We start from the raw sequence: 21,626 nt of genomic DNA on the forward strand, positions 1-21,626 counted from the left end.
CAAAAGCAGCAAAAAAATCAATAGTTTTAGGATTGCAGTCCCAAAACTATTGATTTTTTTATTTTTATTGGAACAAAAATTAACTTACTAGCTGCTTCTGATAATTTACTGATGGCAATAGATCTTGCAGATGGCATTACTTTCCACAGCACTCCACAATGGCCTTTTCCACATCTTCTATCTGGAATGGTTTTGCCAGATGTGCGGTCATGCCGGCTGCGAGACATCTTTTTGCATCTTCCTCAAATGCATTTGCAGTCATTGCAATGATCGGAACTGTTTTTGCATCCGCCCTGTCCATAGCACGTATGGCTTTTGTTGCTGCGATACCATCCATAACAGGCATCATGACATCCATCAATATGGCATCAAAGGTTCCCGGAGAATTACTTTCGAAGTACTCCACCGCCTGTCTGCCGTTTTTTGCAACTGTAACCTTCGCACCGTCATCAGTCAGCAACATTTCTATGATTTCAGCATTAAGCTCATTATCCTCGGCTGCCAACAGATGCAATCCACGAATATTATATTTCTCTGCAATTTCCTCATCCTTTTTCTGTTTCTCTGCAATCTCAAAAGGAATGGTAATGACAAACACAGATCCAACTCCCACCTGACTTGTCACTTCAATACTTCCATGCATCTGCTCAATCAATCCCCTGGCAATCGCCATTCCCAGACCAGTTCCCTGATAAACACTACGGGCATCTGTTTTTTCCTGTGAGAACGGATCAAAAATGCGGCTCAGGAACTCTGCACTCATCCCTATACCTGTATCAGAAATTGTCCATCTGTATGTACAGATCCCATCATGTACATCTACAGCCTCCATTACCGTGGTAATCTTTCCTCCCGGCCGATTATACTTAATGCAGTTTCCATAGATATTCAGAAAAATCTGGCGAAGATGCAGTGAGCTTCCATAGACATAAGGATAGGGAATATCCTCCTTATTTTTCTCATAAATCCACTGAATATCCTCATCTGCTGCCCTGTGTGTGATAATGCTCTCAATCTCATAGACCAGATCTTTAAGACAGATATATTCATGAGTCAAAACAATATGACCTTCCTCTATTTTGCTCATCTGCAGAACATCATTAATAAGGGAAAGTAAATAATCCGCTGCTATCTTCATCTTTTTATGATTTTCCCGTATCAGTGCTTTATCCTCAAAATGAGTCTCATCAATCTTTAACAGACCAATAATACCATTCAAAGGTGTCCTGATATCATGCTCATACGGCTTAGGAAATTCGTTTTCGCCCTGCTCTCGGCACGCATTTCATTAAATGCAGCCTGAAGGCGTGCCTGTTCCTGCTCATCCCGTTCATGTCTCTGTGTGGTATCCTGCAACAGAATGATTGCATAAATCATAGGGATCTCAGCAAGAATTTCTGTATCAAACACCACCATTCTGGTCATAAGAACTGTTTTCTGTACCCAGCGGATACTTCCATCATCTTCGCGGGCACAATACTCCACAGACATATTTGTTTCTCCGTTCTCAAACCTCTTACGAAGCTTTTCACAATTATCTGTCATACAGTAACCGGCAATTGTTTCCTGGGTGATTTTTTTCTCATATTCCCAGCAGTAATCCTGATAAGAACATGGAAGTGAATAATCCATAAAAAGTTCCCGGCTCTTCTGTTCTTTTCCATTCAGTACAATCCTTCTTTCCAGAACATCTTTTGTCAGATTTACTGTATAGATCACATCTGACAATTCCAGAAGCGCATCCACATAGCTGTCATTTTCCAGGATAGACTGTTTCAGCTGTTCATAATAAAGCTGCAGCTGCTCTTTTGCCCCTGTCTGACCTTCTGAAGTCTTTCGGATGGTTTCAAATGCCAGGAGAAAATGATGCAGCTTTTTGTCCTCATCCCAGTCCACAGGAATCAGTGTCAGGCGGTTATATGCCCCCTGTTTCCCGATATTATACTCATATTCCAGCACATCTTTCTTCGTATGCATTTTCTTTTGAAGTTCCGAAATCTGCAGCCCTTCGCGAATATCTGCCTGACAGGACTTTTCAATCTGTTCCTCTATGATCTGTTCCACTGCACCGGAATATGCACCATCAGAGGCCAGGAAAAAATTTTCACTGGAACGAATCGCCCGATAGGTATCCATCCTGGCATCACAATACAGACAATCTGAGAAATTACTGCCGTGCTGATTAAGCAGCTTTAACAGCTGATATCCCTGATTCTTTTCTGCTGCAGCCTCTTCCCTTTTTACATGATTCTTATTGATATACATGTTTTTGTCTGCGCAGTTAAACAGCTCCCTCATTGTACTTCCGGGAAAATCACAGGCCAGTGCAAAACCTACCGCATAGCTTAGCTGAGTATCCGGATACACTCTGGATTCCTCTGCCATATCTCTGCGCACCTTTTCAAGGCACTGTGTCATCTGTTCCCTGTCCAGTCCATGGGTAACTACAAGAAACTCATCTCCACCTGCTCTTCCCACAAACTGCTCTGCTGGTATGGAAGCCCGCAGGCAGATAGCAAATCTACGGATATAGGCATCACCGGCTTCATGTCCTCTGCTGTCATTAATACGCCGGAGATTATTAAGGTCAAAACTGCAGACACCGGTATCTGCATCCGTTTCTTCCTCACTCAGTAATTCTTCACATTTATTTTTGTTCGGAAGTCCTGTCGCATCATCCAGATATACTTTTCGCTGCAACAGACGGTTCATTGCAGCATACTGTATTGCTTTTATAAACTCATATCCGATCAGCAGCATCAACACAACAATATCTGCTGTGATATATTTTTCAAGCAATGATAAGGATGTGGCTTTTTTCTGCGAATATTTTTCGGCCAGACCTGTTGCTTCATCACAGATTACAAAGAAATCCTCACTTCTGGATATAATATCTGTTTTTTCATATCCTTCAGATCGCCCCAAACAGATTTCTTTATACAGATCAGAAAATCCCTCGTCCAGTTCCTGCATTTTATTCTGAAAATCCGTATCATTCAGATATACCAGATTCAGTTTCGTATTTCCATTGCGCAGACCATCAATGAAAGACCTTACCTCCTGGATCATTGCATCGTCCTGTTCCCCGGCAACCTCCAGCTTGATGATCCTCTGTGTCTCTCCACGGACTAAACCAGTATAATTTACAATACGAGCCGTTCCCTGAATATCAGAAACAATTCCCATCATTATAATAATAAGAATAGCCAGAATAACTGCCAGAACACCAATACTGACCTGAATCATACTGGATTTCTTTTTCTTATTCTTTACTTCGGACATGGTCCTCCCCCTTCTTGTTTTATTCTGTAAAAAATGGCCTAGATGAACCGATATCCCAGATATCCTGATATAGCGCCTGCCAGGACTCCGCCAAGAACATCTGTGGGACAATGCACATACAAATACAATCTTGATATTCCTATCAGACAGGCAAGAACCAGAACCGGTTTCCACAGCTTCTTTTCTCCCATTCTTTCAGCATATACATTATTTTACCCTACTTTTTCCTGTATGCCTACTCAAATTTGAATGTATTTATTTATAAACAGGATTAGGGTGTCAAAAGGTCACTGACCTTTGATATATATTTCCTTTTGCATCAAATAAGTGAAACCGGCTCAGTTCCGGTTCTTCTTTTGGATCTCGCTCAAACCAAAGAATATACTGTTCCAGTAATTTCTCAACTTCTTTCTGGTTATCCAATTTGCCAAGATACTCCTTCTCTTTGAACAATTGCCAGCCTGCTTTTCCATCAAGACCAGCGTCTTTGAAAAATGTCAGTAACTTATCACTTCCTTTCAGGCAAAGAAAAAGACGCAAGCCACATTTCTATGACTCACGCCTTACTTCGCTCACAATATTCTATTTTCATTAGTTATCTGCTAGATTGTTTACTGGCAACATTTATACATAAATCAATTCCTTGAGAATAATCTCTTCCGCAATCGCTCTGTGCTGATTAGCAGCTCTTACCCAGGCAATCTGATTTTTCTCTTTATCCGGTAATGGTTCTTTTTCTTCCAACTGTTTCAGGATCACTTCTTCCCGTTCTCTGGCTGCCTGCGTTCATTTTATTAGCACTCTCCATTTCTCATCATTTTTTGACCACAAATTTACGACAAATCTGACACTGCTTTACAATACCAGACAAAATGACTGATGCCCCGGAAAGCCTGTAAAACAGGCACTTCTAGTATACACAAGCCAGGACAAAAATCGACTTCCATTATCAAGAGGCGAGTGCCAATTTCACATTTTCCAATTTTTCTATTTTCCTACAGCATTTCCCTCAGCTGATAATTTGTATACACCTGTTCATAATCATATTCCGAATCATACCTAGTACATCGAATATTAAGTAACTGCCATATTGACTTGTCTGATTTTTCATCTGCTGCGTTGTCGTCAGTCGCCGTAGCTACCGCTACGCCTCCTTCCTCCGCCTTGTATATGAGAAAATCATCCTACGTCAATATAGCAGATACTTAATTTTCGATGTACTAGTAAGTGTCACCATAGGATCTGCACCCGGAATGATCTGGTAGCTATAGGAAACTTCGTAATCCTCATCTATAAATTTCACAGCCCCCTGGTTTTCAGAGCCTTCTGTGATTTCCGTCCTGTAAGCTGTGAAAACACGTCCGCTGTTTATGTCGTTTGCCATGGCTGTCATAACTTCGGCCAGATTTCCAAGATCCTCATTTATCGTAAACTGGTTCCAGCGGTCTACCAGAACCGCACCATAGCATTTATCGCCATACTCACTGGTGGCCTCTCTCCAGCAAATGTTGATATAGTTATCATCCGTTATTCTGTAGCTTCCAACATAGTCCCTGGGATCATAATATTCATCTCCTGCCCAATGAGCTGTAAAGGTTCCATTGTCTTCATCCACGGAAACTTCATAACCTTTTTCCAAATTCGCAGCCCCAAGATAGCGGGCAATGATCTCCTCCGGATTGTCTGTTTCCGGATGATAAATGTAGGGATTCTCCTTTGGGATCTTAGCCTTTTCACTATCTTCCAGATTGTCCAGATGATCCAGGCTCTGAGCTTCTCCTGTCTGCACCAGTTCACGTCCAAAAATCACCTGGGTATCCTCATCTAAGCTCCCCACAAACTCTCCGTCCACTGTATCAAGATAAATGTCTCCTTCCTCCAGGGAAACAAGTATTTTCCCGCCCTCCAGCTTCCATGAGACCTTCAGAATTTCTGCCGAGTCTGACTTCTCACTATTGTAGGACATTTCCATGTAAGCACTTCCGTCTTCCATCAGCCTCATTTCCAAGTATTGGTTCAAATATTCCGCTACATTGTGGCGTTCGCTGCTTTCGTCGGAATATATTACATAATTGGCATACCAGATGCCATATAGTCCTCCGGATTTTCGATTTCTGCATGGGCAATAGCAGGAAACAATGCGGCGGTTAACATTCCGGTAAATATTGCAGCAATTATTTTTCTTTTCATAAGCACCCTCCCTGGATCATATAATTTTTCTGAAAAATATAGTTTTAACTTTGCAGCCAGATACAAAACAGTAACCAGAAATTTTTTCTACAACTGTATCATTCTGCTGTAACTATATTATAAGAAATTTACCCAGGAAAAAGCACTATACTCTGGTTAGTATTTTTCTCATTGCCCATATAAAAAGGATCCAGCTTGCAGGATTCTCTGCCTGCGGAGGGTCGCCTCGAGCGACAGCTACCCTTCCGCCGCAGTGCGTTCCTGCTCAGTAAGACTTTTGATGTAATAGGCAATTCCAACAGAATTTCCTATTACATAAAAAGGCGTCCCCTGCAAGCTGAACCACTTACAAGAACGCCCTATACATCGAATATTAAGTAACTGCCATATTAACTTGTCTGATTTTTCAGACACACTCTACCGCTCTATACCATATTCTATCTCTCTAAAAGCTTCCCAATCAGGCTTGTCACCAGAAACGCCGCAATATCTACAGCCACAATAGTAGACCCTACCGGCGTTCCGCCCAGGATGGAAACAATAATTCCAAGAAATGCACACAACACAGATAAAATCGCCGAACAGATAATTACTGCGCTGAATCGTTTATAGATTCTCATTGCCGACAGTGCCGGGAAAATGATCAAAGCTGAGATCAGCAGGGACCCCACCAGATTCATAGCCAGTACAATGATCACTGCTGTGATCACCGCAATCAGAAGATTGTACATATCTGTCCTGGTTCCAGTAGCTTTTGCAAAATTTTCATCAAAGGTAACCGCAAATATCTTATGATAAAATACTGTAAACAGTGCCACAACAATAACAGACACCACTACACACAGCCACACCTCAGATGTGGTCAGGGTCAGGATTGACGTAGAACCAAACAGGCTGCTGCACACATCTCCGGAAATATTAGCGCCTGTGGAAAAAACATTCATCAGCAGATAGCCAACTGCCAGGGCTCCAACCGAAATCATAGCGATTGCCGCATCTCCTTTGATCTTCGTACTCTGTCCTGTACGAAGAAGCAGCACCGCACAGATCACAGTTACCGGCATGACAAACAGCATATTGTTGCTGAAATTCAGCACCGATGCAATAGCCATAGCTCCGAATGCCACATGGGACAGTCCGTCCCCAATAAAGGAAAATCGCTTCAGCACCAGCGTTACCCCCAGAAGAGAGGAGCAAAGTGCAATAAGCACGCCTACGATCAAAGCATACCACACAAATGGATACTGGAAATAAAATACCAGTTTTTCAAAAATTCCGCTCATGCTTTTCCCTCCTCTCCAGCATCCACAAGCCTCTTTCCAATCTTGCTTTCCAGATATTCCTCTTTTGTTCCGAAGAAAACCTTCTGCCCAATATGCAGCACATGACTTGCATAAGTTGCTACTTCACTGATATCGTGAGAAATCATGATGATGGTTACTCGGTCTTCTTTATTTAATTCGTTGATAATCTGGTACATATCCGCAGTTGCAACCGGATCCAGGCCAGAAACAGGCTCATCCAGAAGGAGGATTTTCCTTGTGGCGCAGAGAGCTCTGGTCAGAAGCACTCTCTGCTGCTGCCCGCCGGACAATTGTCGATAACAACGGTCAGCCAGATCCGTAATCCTGGTTTTCTCCATCAATTCACGGGCTTCTTTTTTCTCTGCTTTATTGTAAAAAGGACGAAGTCCCATTCTTCCCAGGAAACCGGACATCACAATTTCGTCTACCGAAGCAGGGAAGTCTCTCTGAAGTGCAGTCTGCTGTGGCAGGTAGCCAATCTCGTTGATTTTTAAATCGTCTCCCAGAATGATACTGCCGCTCATAGGGCTCTGAAGATGAAGAAGGGTTTTCATCAGTGTGGATTTCCCAGAGCCGTTTTCTCCTACGATACAAAGGTAATCACCGGAATTTACGCTGAAATTCAGCCCGGACAAAATCGCTTTTCCTTCATATCCCAATGTAAGGTTCTCGCAAGTAATCAGACTCATAATGCCTCCTTCAGAATCTGGAGATTATTTTCCATGATGGAAAGGTATGTGGTTCCCTCTTCCACATCCTTTGTTGTTACGGACTGCATGGAATTTAATGTCAAAATCTTCTGATCCTTAGTGTTTGTATTTTCAATTACTGCTTTCGCTACTTTCTGATCGGAATTCTCGATGGTGAGAACAGCCGGAAGGTTCAGCTCATCCAGCTTGCCAGCCAGAAATGTGATGGTCTCGAAGCTGGCATCTGTTTCTGCGGAACAGCCGGCAAATGCAGCGTAGTAAGTAAGATTGTAGTCGTCAATTAAATAGCGGAACGGGAAACGATCTGCAAAAAGCAGGGTTTTTGACTGGGATTTCTCCACTGATGTCTGGTATTCCTGATCGAGAGCTGCCAGTTTTTCTTCGTAATCCTCGGCGTTCTGCTGATAAAGCCGGGAATGCTCCGGATCAGCATCAGCAAGACTACTGGCAATGGTGTCGCAGAACAGAGACGCATTTTTCAAAGACAGCCAGACATGCTCATCGTATTCCAGATCATCATCGTGGGTATGCTCTTCTTCGTGAGTGTGACCATCTTCATCCTGCATCCCCTCTACAAGCTCTTCCTCCTTCACCTGGTCTCCCAACACGTCCATCAGGTTGATTGCTTTTCGGTCTGGGTTTCCGGCGCCCTTCAATGCATCGGCAACCCAGGAATCAGACTCACCGCCTACATAAATAAACAGGTCACAGGTGGATACTTTCAAAATATCTTCCATGGTAGGCTGGAAACTATGCATGTCTGTTCCGTTACCCAAAAGCAGGGTAAGATCCACATTATCAGCCTGGTCACCCAGGATTTCCTTTACCCAGTCGTATTCTGGAAAAATAGTGGCTACAATCTGAAGCTTCTGACTATCTGAGCTGGCATTTTCCTGTTCGCTGCCATTTACCCCGCTCTGGCTTTCTGTTACACTGGAATTGTCAGTTCCTGCTGCCGCACCTGCACCGCAGCCTGCAAGAAGGCAGGCAGCACCTATTGTGGCAGCTGACATGAATAGCCTTTTGAATTTATTTTTTAATTTGTGCATGTTCAACCTCATTATTTTCCTCTACACTCCTCACAGATTCCATAAAACACCGTCCTGGTAAAATCCCACTGAAATCCATGGTCTGCCAGCATATGCTCGCCCAGATGTGCCATTTCCCCGCATTCCAGATGAATCACCTTTCCACACTTCTCGCATTTGCAATGAAAGCATATATGCTTATGACAATGCTCATCATGTCCCAGATACTCGAAGCATGCACTGCTGGTGCCGTCTACCACATATTTGGCAACCAGTCCCTGCTCCACCATCCGGTCAAGCTGGCGGTACACCGTTGTGGTTCCGATAGAAATCCCCTGACTTTTAAAGTATTTGCATATATCGCTGACTGTAACATGTTTTCCTTCCATAGAGCACAGATAATTCTCCAGCTCTGTAATCTGTCTGGTACGATATTGTGCTTTTTCGCTCATTTCCCGCGCCTCCAATTTGAAAATCATTTTCATATTATAGCAGATTCTTTTTCAAAGTCAATATGAAAATCGTTTTCATTTTTGTCACTCCGTATTTTTTACAGTGCAATCAAAAATTCTCTTGTTTCTGCAGCACACAAGTGCTATTCTTATTCACAAAACAGACATGTCGTCTATCGGTGACATCACTATATATGAAAGTTTACATTTCTAAAGGAGCCTGACATCATGGAAAATATAAGTTATGGAAAAATTGTTCTGATCGGCGCAGGTCATGTGGGATCTGCAATTCTGGACTCTCTTCTGCGAATGAATCTTGCAGATGAGATCGTTGTCATAAACAGAAATCAAAAAAAAGCATTGGGAGTCGTACTGGATGCCAGCCACACCACCGCCTTTGCATACAGTGCCAACGCAAACATCCGGGTGGGTACCTACGAGGACTGTAAAGACGCCCAAATTATCATCAACACCGCAGGTCCCAGCATTCAGCCAGGTAACTCCCGTGACCGCATGGTGCTACTGCAGACCAATGTACAGGTGATGAAGGAGATCATGACACAGATCACCACTTACACCCGTTCTGCCATTATTATCAATGTTTCAAATCCAATGGACATTCTTACTTATATTGCACAGAAGGAATTCAACTATCCCCGAAATCTTCTGATCGGTACCGGTACTCTTCTGGACACCGCCCGCTTCAATAAAATGCTTGCCGACCTGTGCGGTGTAGATGCAAAAAATGTCACCGGATTCGTTCTGGGCGAACACGGCGGCACAAGCTTTATTCCATGGAATGCGGTTAATATTGTAGGAATTCCTTTCCATGATTTTCAGAAACAGTTTGGTCTGAAAGAGCCTGTTGACTGTGAAAAGCTGCTTCACGAGGTGAAGGTCAGCGGTCTGGACATTGTAGAATTGAAGGGCTACACAAGCTCCGGCATCGCCCTCAGCGTCTGCCGTCTTGTAGGAGCCATTATGCGAAATGAACGTGCCGTTGTACCGGCTTCCGTTGTTCTGGAAGGGGAATACGGATTAGAAGGAATCGCAATGAGCCTTCCATGCGTTATTTCACGAAATGGCGTGGAACGCACACTGCAGATTCCGCTGGATAAAGAGGGTGAGAAAAATCTTAAGATCTGCTACGAGTATCTCCGTAATGTAATCGAGAGTATTTCCTGACACCATAAATAATAAAAGCTTACTACAACTTAGACATTTATTTTTTCAATGTCTAAATCGCAGTAAGCTTTTTTACTTATAAAGCATACATAAAGTTAATCCCCATAAAAATGGTAAAAACATTCCTGTTATCTCTTGCACCCACTTGCAATGGCGTGTACCGGACATGCCTGCTTACACCGTCCGCAACGGATACATTCCGGACTGTTGGGGTTTTCCACAGGGTTGACCACCATCTGGCAAGCCTTTGCACATTTTCCACAGTGAACGCATTTTTCCATATCTACACGGTAGCGATAAATGGAAACCTTATTGAATACGGAATAAAACGCACCAAGCGGACATATATAACGGCAAAATGGTCTGTAAATGATAATGGAAAGAACAATTGTCACGATCAGAATTGTATTTTTCCATATGTACAGCCATCCAATGGCACCGCGCATAGCCTTGTTCAAAAGTACCAGCGGCAGTCCGCCTTCCAAAGTTCCTGCCGGACAGATCAGCTTACAGAAATAGGGTGCTCCCTGGCCCATTATATCTGTGAGAAACAGGGGAAGCAGAATTACAAACACCAGAAAAATCACGTATTTCAGCTTTCGAAGAAGTTTGTCTCCTTTGAAAGTACGAATTTTCTTTGGAAAAGGAATCTTATTCAGCAGATCCTGGATCAGTCCAAACGGACAGAGAAATCCGCACACCAGTCTTCCCAGGATCGCTCCTACGAAAATCAGGAATCCGATTACGTAGTAGGCAAATTTAAAGTTCCAGCTTCCAACCACGGCCTGTAAGGATCCAATTGGACAGGCTCCTGCTGCCCCGGGACATGAATAGCAGTTCAGTCCCGGAACACAGGCATTTTTCAGCTTTCCTGTATATATTTTTCCAGTTACAAATCCGGATATATGGGAATTTGTAAGTGCCGCCCAGAGTGCCTGTATGGTATGTCTGGGCCAGTTTTTTATGTTCATTTTCTTATCATCCAATTCCAATACACTCCATACAGATATTTACAGCTTTTGTAAAAACAACTTCCATTTCACCCCGGTAAATACCAAAGGCCATCATCAGAATCCCCACCGCTGCAAGGGCGATTCCTGTCCATTTGCACTGAGTGATTTTATTTATATAATTTTTCATCCTACATTCCCTAACCACTTTTTATTTTCCGGAATTAATTTTTTCCAGTGCATCCTCTACAGCTGTTTTCCAGTCTTCCAGATTTCTGCTGCCCATGATCGGATCTCCTACAATGTTTCCATCTTTATCTACAAAGAAGGATTCCGGGAGCTGCTGAGACCGCTGATACGTCCATTCATGTTTCCTGCATCCGGAATCAGAAGAGGATAGGTAACTCCTGTTTTTTCCTTGAGAATCTGCGCTTTTTTCACAGTATCTTCATCTGTAGTTCCGTCCTCGCCTACAGAATCGATAACCATTCCAACTACGCCCACACCCTTTTCCTTCATCTCCTGATAAAGCTTGTCAAGGTCTGGCATTTCATTTACACACGGAGAGCACCAGGTTGTAAAGCAGTTTACAAGAGTCAGGTCATAGTCACTGAATACTTTTTCTGTATAGGCATTTCCATCAATATCCGTTGTCTCAAATGCGCCTACATTTCCTGCAGCCGGGTTGGCATTCTCTGCCGGCATATCAAATACAGATTTGTTTGGATCAAATGCTGTCATTTCAGTGATTGTAGTCTCAATTTTTTCAATCTCGTCTGTCAGATCAGACTCTGCATCTTTATTAATGCTGAGATAGTACTTATAATTTCCATCCTCGCTTGTTCCCAGCTCTTTGTGCTCGTTGCAGCCTGTGATGGAATCCAGATCATCGATCACATCCTTGCTGTAAACACCAAGTGTACCAACTCTTTCGATGCTCTTAAGCCAATCCTCATAGCCGGTTCCAAGAAGGTTTACATCTTCGTTTTTTTGGTCCTCAGTAAGCTTATTCCAGTGGAAAAAAGCATACTTGAAACCAGTCATATCATCATTCCATTCTTCCTCTGTGATCATAAGCATATCTGAGCTTTCTATCTGTTTCTTCAGTTCTTCCGGAAGGACTGCCTTTAATCCAAGGAATGGGAAATCGTAGGAATCCTGCACCTTCATATTAATATCTGCCGCTTTTACTGTTTTTTTCACAGGTGTACCATCTTCAGAGAAAACAGCTGTCTCAGAACCGTCACCTGCTACCACTGCGCCGGCTTCGTCTGCTGATACTGCCGCACCGGCCTCATCTGCAGAAACTGCTGCGCCAGCTGCATCCGCAGGTACGCTCATGCCTGCTGCATCTGCAGGAACTGCCATGCCAGCTTCTTCTGCTGATACGCTTTCAGCCTTGATCATAGCCGGATTGAAAGATGTTGCTGTCAGAACTCCTGCTGCCAGAATTGCCATAAGTCTTTTTTTATTCATCATTTTTAATTTTCCTTTCAGCGTTTTTTATTTATCTGAACGTATTTTAACATCTTTCCTATAAAATCTGTGTTAAGATTTCTATTTTTTTCAAAATATGATAATATTTAAATTATAAATACTCTCTTTTTTGCGAGTATCTGATCTGCGCAAAATCATATTACGAAAGGAGTAGCTATGCACATTTTAATTATAGAAGACGAAGAACAGCTCTGCCGCTCTGTTGCGGAGGGACTTCGCATAGATGGTTATGAAACAGATATCTGTTTCGATGGAGACGAAGGGCTTTGCCTGTGTATGACAGAAAATTATGACCTGATCCTGCTGGATCTAAATCTTCCCGGCACGGACGGTCTGGAAATCCTCCGCCAGTTCCGGGAGCACAATACCAATACCCCGGTTCTGATCCTGTCCGCCCGTGATCAGATTGAAGATAAAGTAAACGGTCTGGATCTGGGAGCCAATGATTATCTTACCAAACCCTTTCACTTTCAGGAGCTGGAAGCCAGAATCCGAAGCCTTACCCGGCGGAAATTTGTTCAGGAGGATGTATGCCTGAAATGGAATCAGCTTACCTTTGATACCAGAACAAGAGAAACCTCTGTAAATGGAGTGCCGATTTCCCTTACCAGAAAAGAAAGCAGCCTTCTGGAATATTTCCTGCTCCATCAGAACCGTGTAATTTCACCGGAAGAAATGATTGAACATATTTGGGACGGAAGCGTAAATACCTTCAGCAATTCCATCCGTGTGCACATTTCATCTCTTAGAAAAAAACTAAAGGCTGCAATTGGATTTGACCCTATTCAGAATAAAATAGGCCAGGGCTATATATTGGAGGAATACAGATGATAAAAAAACGTTTCCACACCTCACTTCAGCTGAAACTCACTTTATTGCTGTCCTTACTGATGATTGTCTCCTGTGTTCTTATGTACTTCTTCATCAGCCATTCTGCCGTATCGGGAATGGACGGATTGCAGAATTATATGATCAAGGTGGATCCACAGGATGGAGATTCACCCATTACCTTTAATGTAGATCCCAAAGCTCTTTTTCCTCAGTTTGAACAGGAAATTCAGGAAACCAAGGAGGATTTTCTTCTCCGAAGTGTTATTGCCACCACGATCATTATTCTTCTTTCCAGCGTGTGTACTTATTTTCTTACAAAAAAGACCCTTACGCCGCTGCAGAAGCTAACCAGTGAAGTCAGTCAGATCCAGGCGCAGAACCTTTCCACCCAGCTGGCAGTTCCCAATTCAAAGGATGAAATTGCACAGCTGACTAGCTCTTTCAATGAAATGCTGGCCAGGCTGGACAATGCCTTTAGTACACAGAAACAGTTTTCTGCAAATGCAGCTCATGAGCTGCGGACACCACTTGCAGTATTGCAGACCAACCTGGAAGTTTTTGAGAAAAAGCAGGAACCGGAAATGGTTGAATACCAACAACTTTTCACTATGATCAAGGAACAGACAGCAAGGCTTTCCCAGCTGGTGGGAACCCTTCTTGACATGACGAATCTGAAGTCTGTTCCACGAACAGATCAGGTTACACTGGAAGAGCTTGTTGATGAAGTTTTCTGCGACCTGGATCCAGTTGCAGAAAAAGCAGGGATTTCAATTCATTTTGATGACAGCGCCAGTCAGGATTCGCATACCGATGTTACCGGCAGCTATGTACTTCTTTATCGTGCAGTCTACAATCTTGTAGAAAATGCCATTAAATATAACCGTCCCAATGGCTCTGTCACAGTTTCAGTGAAGGAAAAAAACAGCCAGGTCATGATCCTGGTAAAGGACACCGGCATCGGCATTTCACCTGAAAATCAGAAAAAAATCTTTGATCCTTTTTTCCGTGTAGACAAGTCCCGCAGCCGGGCTATGGGCGGTGCCGGACTGGGACTGGCACTGGTTGACTCCATTGCGCGGGAACACGGTGGCTCAGTAAAAGTATTAGAAAGTAATGAAAAAGGCAGCATAATTGCACTTATGCTGCCCGTTAGTAGTTCAAAAAATTAAATTTCATAATCCGAAAACGGCGCCGGATCCGTAGATACATCATAAAAATGCCACCATTCGCACTCATATGCCTGGAAGCCTACGGATTCCATTACTTGTTTCAAATACTCGCCGTTTCTTCTTCCGGTTTCGGAATGACCGGAAGAATTCAAAGCAGCGCGTTCGTCCATAGTGTCAAACGGAGATGGCATTTCGATTTCGTTGCCTTCTTTATCAGTTAGTGTGACGTCAACACACATTCCGTTCATATGAGTAGGACGGAATTTCTTAATTTTCGTCATATCCGGCGGACGGGCAATGAAATCATCATTTGGCATGATCTCCCAGAACCGCTTCTGCGCACGAATTGGACGATAAGCGTCCCAGATTTTCACCCGATAGCCATCTTTTTCGAAAATTTCCTTCGCTTTTATCAGGATCTGCGCTGTGTGCTCATCCAGCCAGCAATCCGCTGACTGGTACACCTGCACGCCAGTGAAATTATCCGGCGTGGCATATTTCAGGTCGATGATGAAATCGGAAGACAGGTCCGTAAGTTTAATTAAGTTTCCTTTTCTTTCCATTAGACTTACCTTTTCAGAACAGTTACCTTTATGTTTTTAAAGTTCACTGGTTATCAAACAATTAATGTTCTTGAAGCTTTTCCTTGAAGTTCCGGAGCGTGTTTGAAAAAGGCTCTAGAAACCAATTCCAGTTGCAATTCCCAACAAAATCGCCTGTGTCACAAACAAGATCAGAAACAGCGGTGTAAACCACTTATACCATTTCTGCAGGGAAATTCCACCAAGGCCACAGATGATAACGATATCTGCCGTCGGCCAGAAAATATTGGAAAGTCCATCGCCAAACTGGAATGCAAGAACTGCTGTCTGTCTGCTCACACCAATAATATCTGCCAGCTGTGCCATGATCGGCATGGTTGCAGAAGCCTGGCCTGTTGCAGATGGTATGAAGAAGTTGATCAGAGTCTGTACTACAAGCATTACCTGTGCAGAAACTGCATGAGGCGCATTTTTCAGCACATTTGACAAGCCGTAGATAACAGTATCCATAATTTGCGCATCTTGCATAACAACTGTGATAGCCTTCGCAATACCAGTAAGGATACATCCCCACATTGCAGTCTTTGCGCTGTCAATAAACTCACTGCACCATTTATTCGGAGACCACTTACAGATTGCTGCAGCAATCATAGACATAAGAAGGAACAAGCCACAAAGCTGCGGGAAATCCCATCCCCATTTGATCAGACCCAGCATAAGAACAACCAGCACTACAAGAACATCCAGAAGAACCAGACCATCTTTTAAGGTAAAGCTGTATTCATTTAACTCATCTCTGTCAAAGGCATGAATGTTTTTTTCACCAAATACAACGGATGCACCTGGATTTTTCTTAATTTTCCGCCCGTAAACCATTACATAGATAATGGAAATTGCCATGAAGATCACGAAGCAGATCGCACGGTATCCGGTTCCGGAATAAAGCTCTACACCTGAAATTGTCTGGGCAATTCCTACAGAATATGGATTCAATGTCGCTCCCATAAATCCAACAAACTCTCCAACTGCAATAATGGCAAATCCGAACATTGCATCATATCCAAGAGCAACTCCCAGACCTACGATCAATGGATAAAATCCATAGAATTCACTTGCCATACCAAACACAGAACCGCCCAGTCCGAAGATCATCATAATGATTGGAACAAGCAGAATTTCTTTTCCCTTCAGTTTCTTTAAAATGGTTCCGATTCCTGCATGGAAAGCACCTGTTTTCACCACAACACCGAAAGTTCCGCAGCAGCAGAGGATCATGAAGATTACATCAGCAGCCTCCACGCAGCCTCGATACAGTACACTGAAAAATCCAAGGAATCCGGTTGTGGTAACTTCGGATTTATCAATTGTGTGATAAGTTCCATCAATGGCTACGTTTCGAATTCTTCCATTGATGTTCATTTCCTGATAATCGTAGGTTCCGGATGGAATGATCCATGAAAGAATCGCCACCAGAAGTACAACGGATGCTACGATGATCAGGGTGTCTGGCATTGCCAGTTTTCTTTTTCTCTTTCCCGTCATAAATGACTCCCCCTTTAGATAGATGGATTATAAAAACTATTCGCTTTGCCTGAAGAGTTTTACACTTTTTTCTTATGCATACCCCATACATTTATCCACTCCGCAAACAGCAATTATAAATTCATAATACACTGCATATACTATGGAGTCAATCAAAATTAACGTGTTAAAGCGTTATTTTTCAGACTAAGTTGACATATTGTTTCAAATTTATAGACAAATTTCACTAACATTCCAGTCAACACTGTAACAAGATTAGTATTTCAAATAATCAAAATGCCCCGCCGGGGAAATGATGAAGCTTCCCTTTGACGAGGCATTTAAAACCTTATATTGAACTTCTGGTTCACGTGTCTTTCTCTTCCTTTAAGACTACCGGATTATGTTTGAAACAGGCTCTATGTTATTATTTTAGTGTAATCGCGTTATCCTTCAGATTATACCCGATCACATCATCCCAGTTTCTCCGAAGGGCAATCTCTGCGGTGAGATTGGTATCATCATAAACAATAGACCACTGGGTATTACTGGTAACTTCCTCCTCTGACGGCTCCTGTGATGCGGCCTTCAAAGCCTCCCATGCAACATCACTGTTGTAAACTTCCTCATAGTCAAAAATAGCTTCCATTTTGTCATACCGCTCTTTTCCGTGACCGTAAATGCCATTCTTCTGATTCGGAAGGACTTTATCCTCATAGAGTCCAAAGAAATTCGTAATGGAGCGAATTGATGTGGCAACCAATTCTCTGGTTTCACTTTCACAGTCATACTCCACTACTCTGCCATCACCGGAAGCATCTGTGATATAAAAATGATAATCTCTGCCGCTTGTAGCAAACATGTCATACTGATTCAGAAGCTCTACGGCTTCTTCTGTAGTTGCCGCACGGTCCAGAATCAAACGGATCACAAGCGTAGTTCCGATCACCGGCTTGCCTGTATTCTGGTGAACCGGTTCGCTGTCCAAAGTAAGGACTGCAATAGATACCCCTTTTTCATTCATGCCATCCAGGCAGATAAATGGTGCTGTTAATGTGGCAAGCTTTTTCTTCATACTCACATCCGGAATATTTGCAGAGATATTATCCAATGCTGCGAAAGCCACGGATTTGTAACCACCCTTCGGTTCACAGTAAACCAGCATTGCGGAAGTATACCGTTTGAAATCATAGTTTCTGCCCATCAGCACATTTCCGTCTGCTTCCTGCAGGGTAAAAGCACTGCAGCCAAAATCCGGTGCTTTAATATGTACTGGCAAGATAGGAAGTGCCTCTTTCACAATGGCATCAACAAAGCTCTGGTTATCTGTTATGCCGTATTCGATCAGTCGATCCAGATCATAATCATATTTCACATCCATGCGATACAGATTATACTCGTCGTAATCTGTCACTTTCTGTATACTGCTTATGGTTTGAAAACGCCCCTCATACACTGAAATAAAACCACCCGCAGCCACTATCAGAAGCAAAAGAATCACCAGTAAAACCGTACGGATTATCTTATGTTTCTTCGATTGTGTCCTCATCTGCATACCCCCCTCCTGTAATATTTTTGATATAATCATTATACTGGATTAAATAATAGGTATGCAAGACAATTGTTGGATATGACTTGTTTTTCTGTTGAATTAACCTATTTTTATCTATAACCTAACTTTATTTTATTCCATATTCTTCCATCAACTTTTCACAATATCCAGGATCATCCAAAGCAAGTTGTACATCAGCCATTCGGTCAGAAGCCAGCAATGCTTTCATTAAAGCAGTCATTCTAGAGCGTGTTTGAAAAAGGCTTTCTGCAAGATGTGCGTCACAATTTGTGGGAGATTTTGCCCGGATGAGGGCGTCGTAGCGGGCTACGACAACCGAATTCGGGTGAAATATACCGCAAAGTGGGGCGTGCAGATTGCAGGAATGATTTTTCAAACACGCTCTAGAGCGTGTTTGATCATGGTCAGCCGAGGAAATAAGCTTTTATTCCTTCTGCCATTCCTTTTACCATCTTTTTCTGGTAAGCTTTGGTCTGCATATTCCGGTCTTCGGTTGGATTGGACATATAGCCCATTTCGATGAGAGTGGTGGGGACTTTGCTCCAGTTGTTGCCGGTCATGGTGTCGGTCTGCCAAATATATTCTTTGTGGCAGCCAGTTGCTTTTACGTAAGCATTAAGGACTGACTGGGAAAGTGCATAGCTTTTTTTGTATAATTTAGATGAAACAAAGCGGTTGTTCTTTGTAACACAGATGGTCATAGCGCCGTTTGTGCTGGAATTACTGCTGCCGTTGGCGTGAATGCGCAGGTATGCATCTGCTTTGGCTTTGTTGGCTGCTTTGGCGCGCTGAATGCAGCTTAGAGGATTTTTACTGTTTGTTCGGGTCATAACCACTTTGCACCCCTGCTTCTTCAGCGCCGTGGAAAGCTGTTTCGCCACTTTTAAAGTCATCTGATACTCAGCAACACCTGTTGCGATACCTTCTGTGCCGGAAGTATCCTTCGCTTTCATTTCACTGGAACCTGGTCCCAACGGTTCATAGCCGCCGGCTACCACACCGGTGTGTCCTGGATCCAGTACTACTACCGGAGTCCAAATTCCCTTGCTGTTTATTTTTCTGCCCTGAATTGTGGTGTTTACTCGCATTTTGCCTGTTTTTTTCGAAAAATAACGATAATGATTGCGTATATGTTGCCAGCCAGTGTACATGACGCCTTTCGAATTGAAATAGTACCAGGCACTATCAATCTGTTGAAAACCGGTTAGTTTCCTGCCGTTACGGTAACAATAATGCTTACCGCCTTTCTTTTTCCAGGTTACAGAAGACTGTAGCGAAGCGGTAGTTACTGTAGTTTTGTCCGAAGGTGTAGTTCCCTCTTGTACATTAGTCTCTGCCTGTGCAGTGACAATTGCCAGCTGTTCCATCTCCGGACAGGAAATCCCTAAAACTCCTGCCAGAATCATTCCTGTAAATAATCTGTTTAAATTTCTCTTTCCCAATTTCTCCCCCCTGAAATCCAGCTTTTTAACAAAGAGCCGGATTTCTCCGACCCTTCGCTTAGCTTAATTCACTTTATTTTATTCCATATTCTTTCATCAGTTTTTCACGAAATCCAGAATCGTCCAACGCAAGTTGCAAGTCAGCCATTCTGTCAGCTTCCAAAAGCTTCTTGGTTAATGATGCCATTCTGTCACTTCCTTCTATTCTTCCTTCACTTTTTCCGGCTTTTAATCCATCATCGTACAACATCTGACCTAATCTTGTCATCGCTACAACCTCCTTTATTTCCTCCAACTCATTTCCCTGCAGGAACTTATCTGCCAAAGTATACAATATTGCTACTGTCTTTTCTGCAGTTACTCTGGTATCCTGTTTTGCAAGTAATATAGCTGTTTTTATAGTATCTTTCCGATCTTGTCCGCTACTCATCAATGGTGTTAATGACAGCTTCGCATAGTCCTCATCCGAAAAGGCTTCTCCCTTTCTGCTCTTCTCCTGCAAATAGTGAAAAACTTCATCCGCGCTCTTCTGTGTCAGAAATACAGGAGAGATTTTGTACGAGTAAGTTCCGCAATCCAGTGTATCTCTGGCATTTTTAATGCCGCCAGAGTAAATCACATATGTAACCACCTTTTTCCCTGTTTCATGAGAAAAAACAGCTTCATATGCATGGAACCGTCTCAGATCACCTTCCCCGGAATCCGTGGTCTGAAACTCCACATGAATATAAAAATCTTCTGTCGTCAGAAATGTAAAGTCCATAAACATGGAATGAATGGTTAATTCCACAAGCTCTGTAGGTCCGATATCCACATAATCGTAATCAATTCCCAGCATCTTCAGTATCTGATCACGAAAATACCGAAAACCCATTTTCATAATCGCATCTTCATGTTTTGTGTTTGACATGAGCATTTCCCTTCTTTAGATTCAGTATAGTCATCTCATGTACTTTATTATTTCCTCTGACTGTGTCTCAGTCCACGTCACCTTCTTTCTTCCTTTATTTCTTATAGTTTATCAAAACACTCGTAAAATTACTATACTAATTTCCATTTTTATAAACTTTTCATAATTTTATTTTTATCAAAAAACATTTGTTTTATAACAAAAACAACATTAAATTATGTGTTGCATGCAATTATACATACTATCTAATAACAATATTATCTTACATTTTATCGTAGTTCAATATAATAAAGACAAATATCTTCATACTCTCCATTTTTCAGCCTAAAACCGCCTGGAATCACACCCACTATTGTAAAACATTATCGCCGTATAGAAAATTTCTACTGTATACAGCTTTTCTCATACACATTTAGGCCTGCGTGCAATATGACTTTCTCCCTGCCCAAACACAAAGAGGAGTTAATCCCTTTAGGAATATCCAATTCAATTCTCACCTTTTCGTTTGTCTTTTTAACCATAAATTTCAATATTCCCATTAGTGTTACAAGCTGTCCATTCATATTTTTAAGCACCGAAAAATCCGGTGAAATGCTAATTTTCTCCCATCCTGCCTCTTCAATGCAAAGCCCAAGAATATGATGAATAAACTCATAAATCGGCTGAGCACTCCACGCATGACACTCACTTCTACTATTAACCGGAACTTCTGGGCATGTAGTACATCCCTTTTCAGGAAGTACTCTCCAAAGTTCAAACATTTTTTTCAGATAGTCTGATACATCCACACCATCATAATACTGACGATACCGATCTCCTTTGCATGGACCAGACAATACAGGTTTTCCATTAATCCATAATCTATATCTGGCAACTGCTGTTATTTGTAAAAACAGTTTTCCAACTTCCTCTAAATCTATATCCAGATGAAAAAAAGCAAAACGATTGTTCATATCTCCTTGTAAAATATTCCATTTTATAATTTCTGACAACGGAACTCCAATCCACTTTGCATTCGTGAACATCATAATCCCCATTCT

At 42.4% G+C, this 21,626-nt stretch carries 24 protein-coding genes and 1 pseudogene; 4 read left to right on the plus strand and 21 right to left on the minus strand.

The window, feature by feature from the left end:
• Positions 1-136 precede the first annotated feature (136 nt).
• From DW904_RS23390 to DW904_RS00970, 11 genes and pseudogenes are all read right to left on the minus strand, one after another.
• Positions 137-1,219, minus strand: coding sequence for an ATP-binding protein (locus tag DW904_RS23390; RefSeq protein ID WP_243110234.1), 1,083 nt, complete (start codon positions 1,217-1,219; stop codon positions 137-139).
• Entirely contained in the window at positions 1,216-3,282 is a 2,067-nt protein-coding gene (locus DW904_RS00930; RefSeq protein WP_243110235.1) for a GGDEF domain-containing protein, read from the minus strand. The genes DW904_RS23390 and DW904_RS00930 overlap by 4 nt, the downstream gene beginning before the upstream one ends.
• Before the next feature lie 38 nt (positions 3,283-3,320).
• Complete coding sequence (locus tag DW904_RS00935; RefSeq protein ID WP_347561975.1) at positions 3,321-3,473, minus strand: phosphatase PAP2 family protein; 153 nt, start codon at positions 3,471-3,473, stop codon at positions 3,321-3,323.
• Positions 3,474-3,561: 88 nt separating this feature from the next.
• Positions 3,562-3,735: a hypothetical protein gene (locus DW904_RS00940; protein WP_243110236.1), complete on the minus strand. Its 174-nt coding sequence runs from the start codon at positions 3,733-3,735 to the stop codon at positions 3,562-3,564.
• Between the two features lie 171 nt (positions 3,736-3,906).
• Positions 3,907-4,053, minus strand: a pseudogene (locus tag DW904_RS00945) (TnpV protein); the annotation flags it as partial.
• Between the two features lie 418 nt (positions 4,054-4,471).
• Positions 4,472-5,275 (minus strand): hypothetical protein, encoded by an 804-nt coding sequence (locus tag DW904_RS00950; RefSeq protein ID WP_118577696.1) that lies wholly within the window; start codon positions 5,273-5,275, stop codon positions 4,472-4,474.
• Between the two features lie 71 nt (positions 5,276-5,346).
• Positions 5,347-5,472 (minus strand): hypothetical protein, encoded by a 126-nt coding sequence (locus DW904_RS24430; RefSeq protein ID WP_279254375.1) that lies wholly within the window; start codon positions 5,470-5,472, stop codon positions 5,347-5,349.
• A gap of 437 nt (positions 5,473-5,909) precedes the next feature.
• Positions 5,910-6,755, minus strand: a complete 846-nt coding sequence (locus tag DW904_RS00955) for a metal ABC transporter permease (protein ID WP_173772969.1) — start codon at positions 6,753-6,755, stop codon at positions 5,910-5,912.
• A complete protein-coding gene (locus DW904_RS00960) occupies positions 6,752-7,465 on the minus strand; it encodes a metal ABC transporter ATP-binding protein (protein ID WP_118577697.1) in 714 nt (237 codons plus the stop codon). Before DW904_RS00960 ends, DW904_RS00955 begins: the two co-directional genes overlap by 4 nt.
• The gene (locus DW904_RS00965) at positions 7,462-8,535 is read right to left on the minus strand and encodes a metal ABC transporter substrate-binding protein (RefSeq protein ID WP_118577698.1); all 1,074 of its coding nucleotides are present in this window, start codon (positions 8,533-8,535) and stop codon (positions 7,462-7,464) included. Before DW904_RS00965 ends, DW904_RS00960 begins: the two co-directional genes overlap by 4 nt.
• Before the next feature lie 11 nt (positions 8,536-8,546).
• Positions 8,547-8,966: a transcriptional repressor gene (locus DW904_RS00970; RefSeq protein ID WP_118577699.1), complete on the minus strand. Its 420-nt coding sequence runs from the start codon at positions 8,964-8,966 to the stop codon at positions 8,547-8,549.
• A gap of 228 nt (positions 8,967-9,194) precedes the next feature.
• Here DW904_RS00970 and DW904_RS00975 point away from each other — a divergent pair, with 228 nt between their 5' ends.
• Entirely contained in the window at positions 9,195-10,151 is a 957-nt protein-coding gene (locus tag DW904_RS00975; RefSeq protein ID WP_118577700.1) for an L-lactate dehydrogenase, read from the plus strand.
• Between the two features lie 128 nt (positions 10,152-10,279).
• Here the strand turns inward: DW904_RS00975 and DW904_RS00980 are convergent, their stop codons facing one another.
• The 3 genes from DW904_RS00980 to DW904_RS00990 form a co-directional block, all read right to left on the minus strand.
• A complete protein-coding gene (locus tag DW904_RS00980) occupies positions 10,280-11,122 on the minus strand; it encodes a 4Fe-4S binding protein (RefSeq protein WP_118577806.1) in 843 nt (280 codons plus the stop codon).
• Positions 11,123-11,129: 7 nt separating this feature from the next.
• Positions 11,130-11,291: a CD1871A family CXXC motif-containing protein gene (locus DW904_RS00985; protein WP_118577701.1), complete on the minus strand. Its 162-nt coding sequence runs from the start codon at positions 11,289-11,291 to the stop codon at positions 11,130-11,132.
• A 128-nt stretch (positions 11,292-11,419) separates the two neighbouring features.
• Positions 11,420-12,580 carry a TlpA disulfide reductase family protein gene (locus DW904_RS00990; protein WP_243110237.1) on the minus strand — a complete coding sequence of 387 codons (1,161 nt, stop codon included), beginning with the start codon at positions 12,578-12,580 and terminating at the stop codon, positions 11,420-11,422.
• 174 nt (positions 12,581-12,754) lie between these two features.
• On the opposite strand from DW904_RS00990, the gene DW904_RS00995 reads away from it, so the two are divergent.
• Positions 12,755-13,429: a response regulator transcription factor gene (locus DW904_RS00995; protein ID WP_118577702.1), complete on the plus strand. Its 675-nt coding sequence runs from the start codon at positions 12,755-12,757 to the stop codon at positions 13,427-13,429.
• Positions 13,426-14,598 carry an ATP-binding protein gene (locus tag DW904_RS01000; protein ID WP_243110238.1) on the plus strand — a complete coding sequence of 391 codons (1,173 nt, stop codon included), beginning with the start codon at positions 13,426-13,428 and terminating at the stop codon, positions 14,596-14,598. The genes DW904_RS00995 and DW904_RS01000 overlap by 4 nt, the downstream gene beginning before the upstream one ends.
• Here DW904_RS01000 and DW904_RS01005 read toward each other — a convergent pair.
• The 4 genes from DW904_RS01005 to DW904_RS24790 form a co-directional block, all read right to left on the minus strand.
• Positions 14,595-15,161, minus strand: a complete 567-nt coding sequence (locus DW904_RS01005) for a M15 family metallopeptidase (protein WP_118577703.1) — start codon at positions 15,159-15,161, stop codon at positions 14,595-14,597. The two genes, DW904_RS01000 and DW904_RS01005, sit on opposite strands and share 4 nt — an antisense overlap.
• Positions 15,162-15,275: 114 nt before the next feature.
• The gene (locus DW904_RS01010) at positions 15,276-16,682 is read right to left on the minus strand and encodes a YfcC family protein (protein WP_118577704.1); all 1,407 of its coding nucleotides are present in this window, start codon (positions 16,680-16,682) and stop codon (positions 15,276-15,278) included.
• Between the two features lie 406 nt (positions 16,683-17,088).
• A complete protein-coding gene (locus DW904_RS01015; protein WP_243110239.1) occupies positions 17,089-18,216 on the minus strand; it encodes a linear amide C-N hydrolase in 1,128 nt (375 codons plus the stop codon).
• A gap of 124 nt (positions 18,217-18,340) precedes the next feature.
• On the minus strand, positions 18,341-18,589 hold the full coding sequence (locus tag DW904_RS24790) for a DUF6783 domain-containing protein (RefSeq protein WP_347561985.1): 249 nt from the start codon (positions 18,587-18,589) through the stop codon (positions 18,341-18,343).
• Between DW904_RS24790 and DW904_RS24795 the strand changes: the two genes are divergently transcribed.
• On the plus strand, positions 18,488-18,757 hold the full coding sequence (locus tag DW904_RS24795; protein ID WP_347561986.1) for a DUF6783 domain-containing protein: 270 nt from the start codon (positions 18,488-18,490) through the stop codon (positions 18,755-18,757). The genes DW904_RS24790 and DW904_RS24795 overlap by 102 nt on opposite strands.
• On the opposite strand, the gene DW904_RS01025 is transcribed toward DW904_RS24795, so the two are convergent.
• The 3 genes from DW904_RS01025 to DW904_RS01040 all read right to left on the minus strand — a co-directional run bounded on the left by DW904_RS01025 (position 18,639) and on the right by DW904_RS01040 (position 21,623).
• A complete protein-coding gene (locus DW904_RS01025) occupies positions 18,639-19,676 on the minus strand; it encodes an N-acetylmuramoyl-L-alanine amidase (protein ID WP_243110240.1) in 1,038 nt (345 codons plus the stop codon). The genes DW904_RS24795 and DW904_RS01025 overlap by 119 nt on opposite strands.
• Positions 19,677-19,749: 73 nt before the next feature.
• Positions 19,750-20,586 (minus strand): hypothetical protein, encoded by an 837-nt coding sequence (locus DW904_RS01030; RefSeq protein WP_118577705.1) that lies wholly within the window; start codon positions 20,584-20,586, stop codon positions 19,750-19,752.
• 383 nt (positions 20,587-20,969) lie between these two features.
• Positions 20,970-21,623 (minus strand): family 78 glycoside hydrolase catalytic domain, encoded by a 654-nt coding sequence (locus DW904_RS01040; protein ID WP_118577706.1) that lies wholly within the window; start codon positions 21,621-21,623, stop codon positions 20,970-20,972.
• Positions 21,624-21,626 lie beyond the last annotated feature (3 nt).

The organism is Ruminococcus sp. AM42-11, assembly GCF_003480145.1.
Lineage (GTDB): Bacteria > Bacillota > Clostridia > Lachnospirales > Lachnospiraceae > Blautia_A > Blautia_A faecis.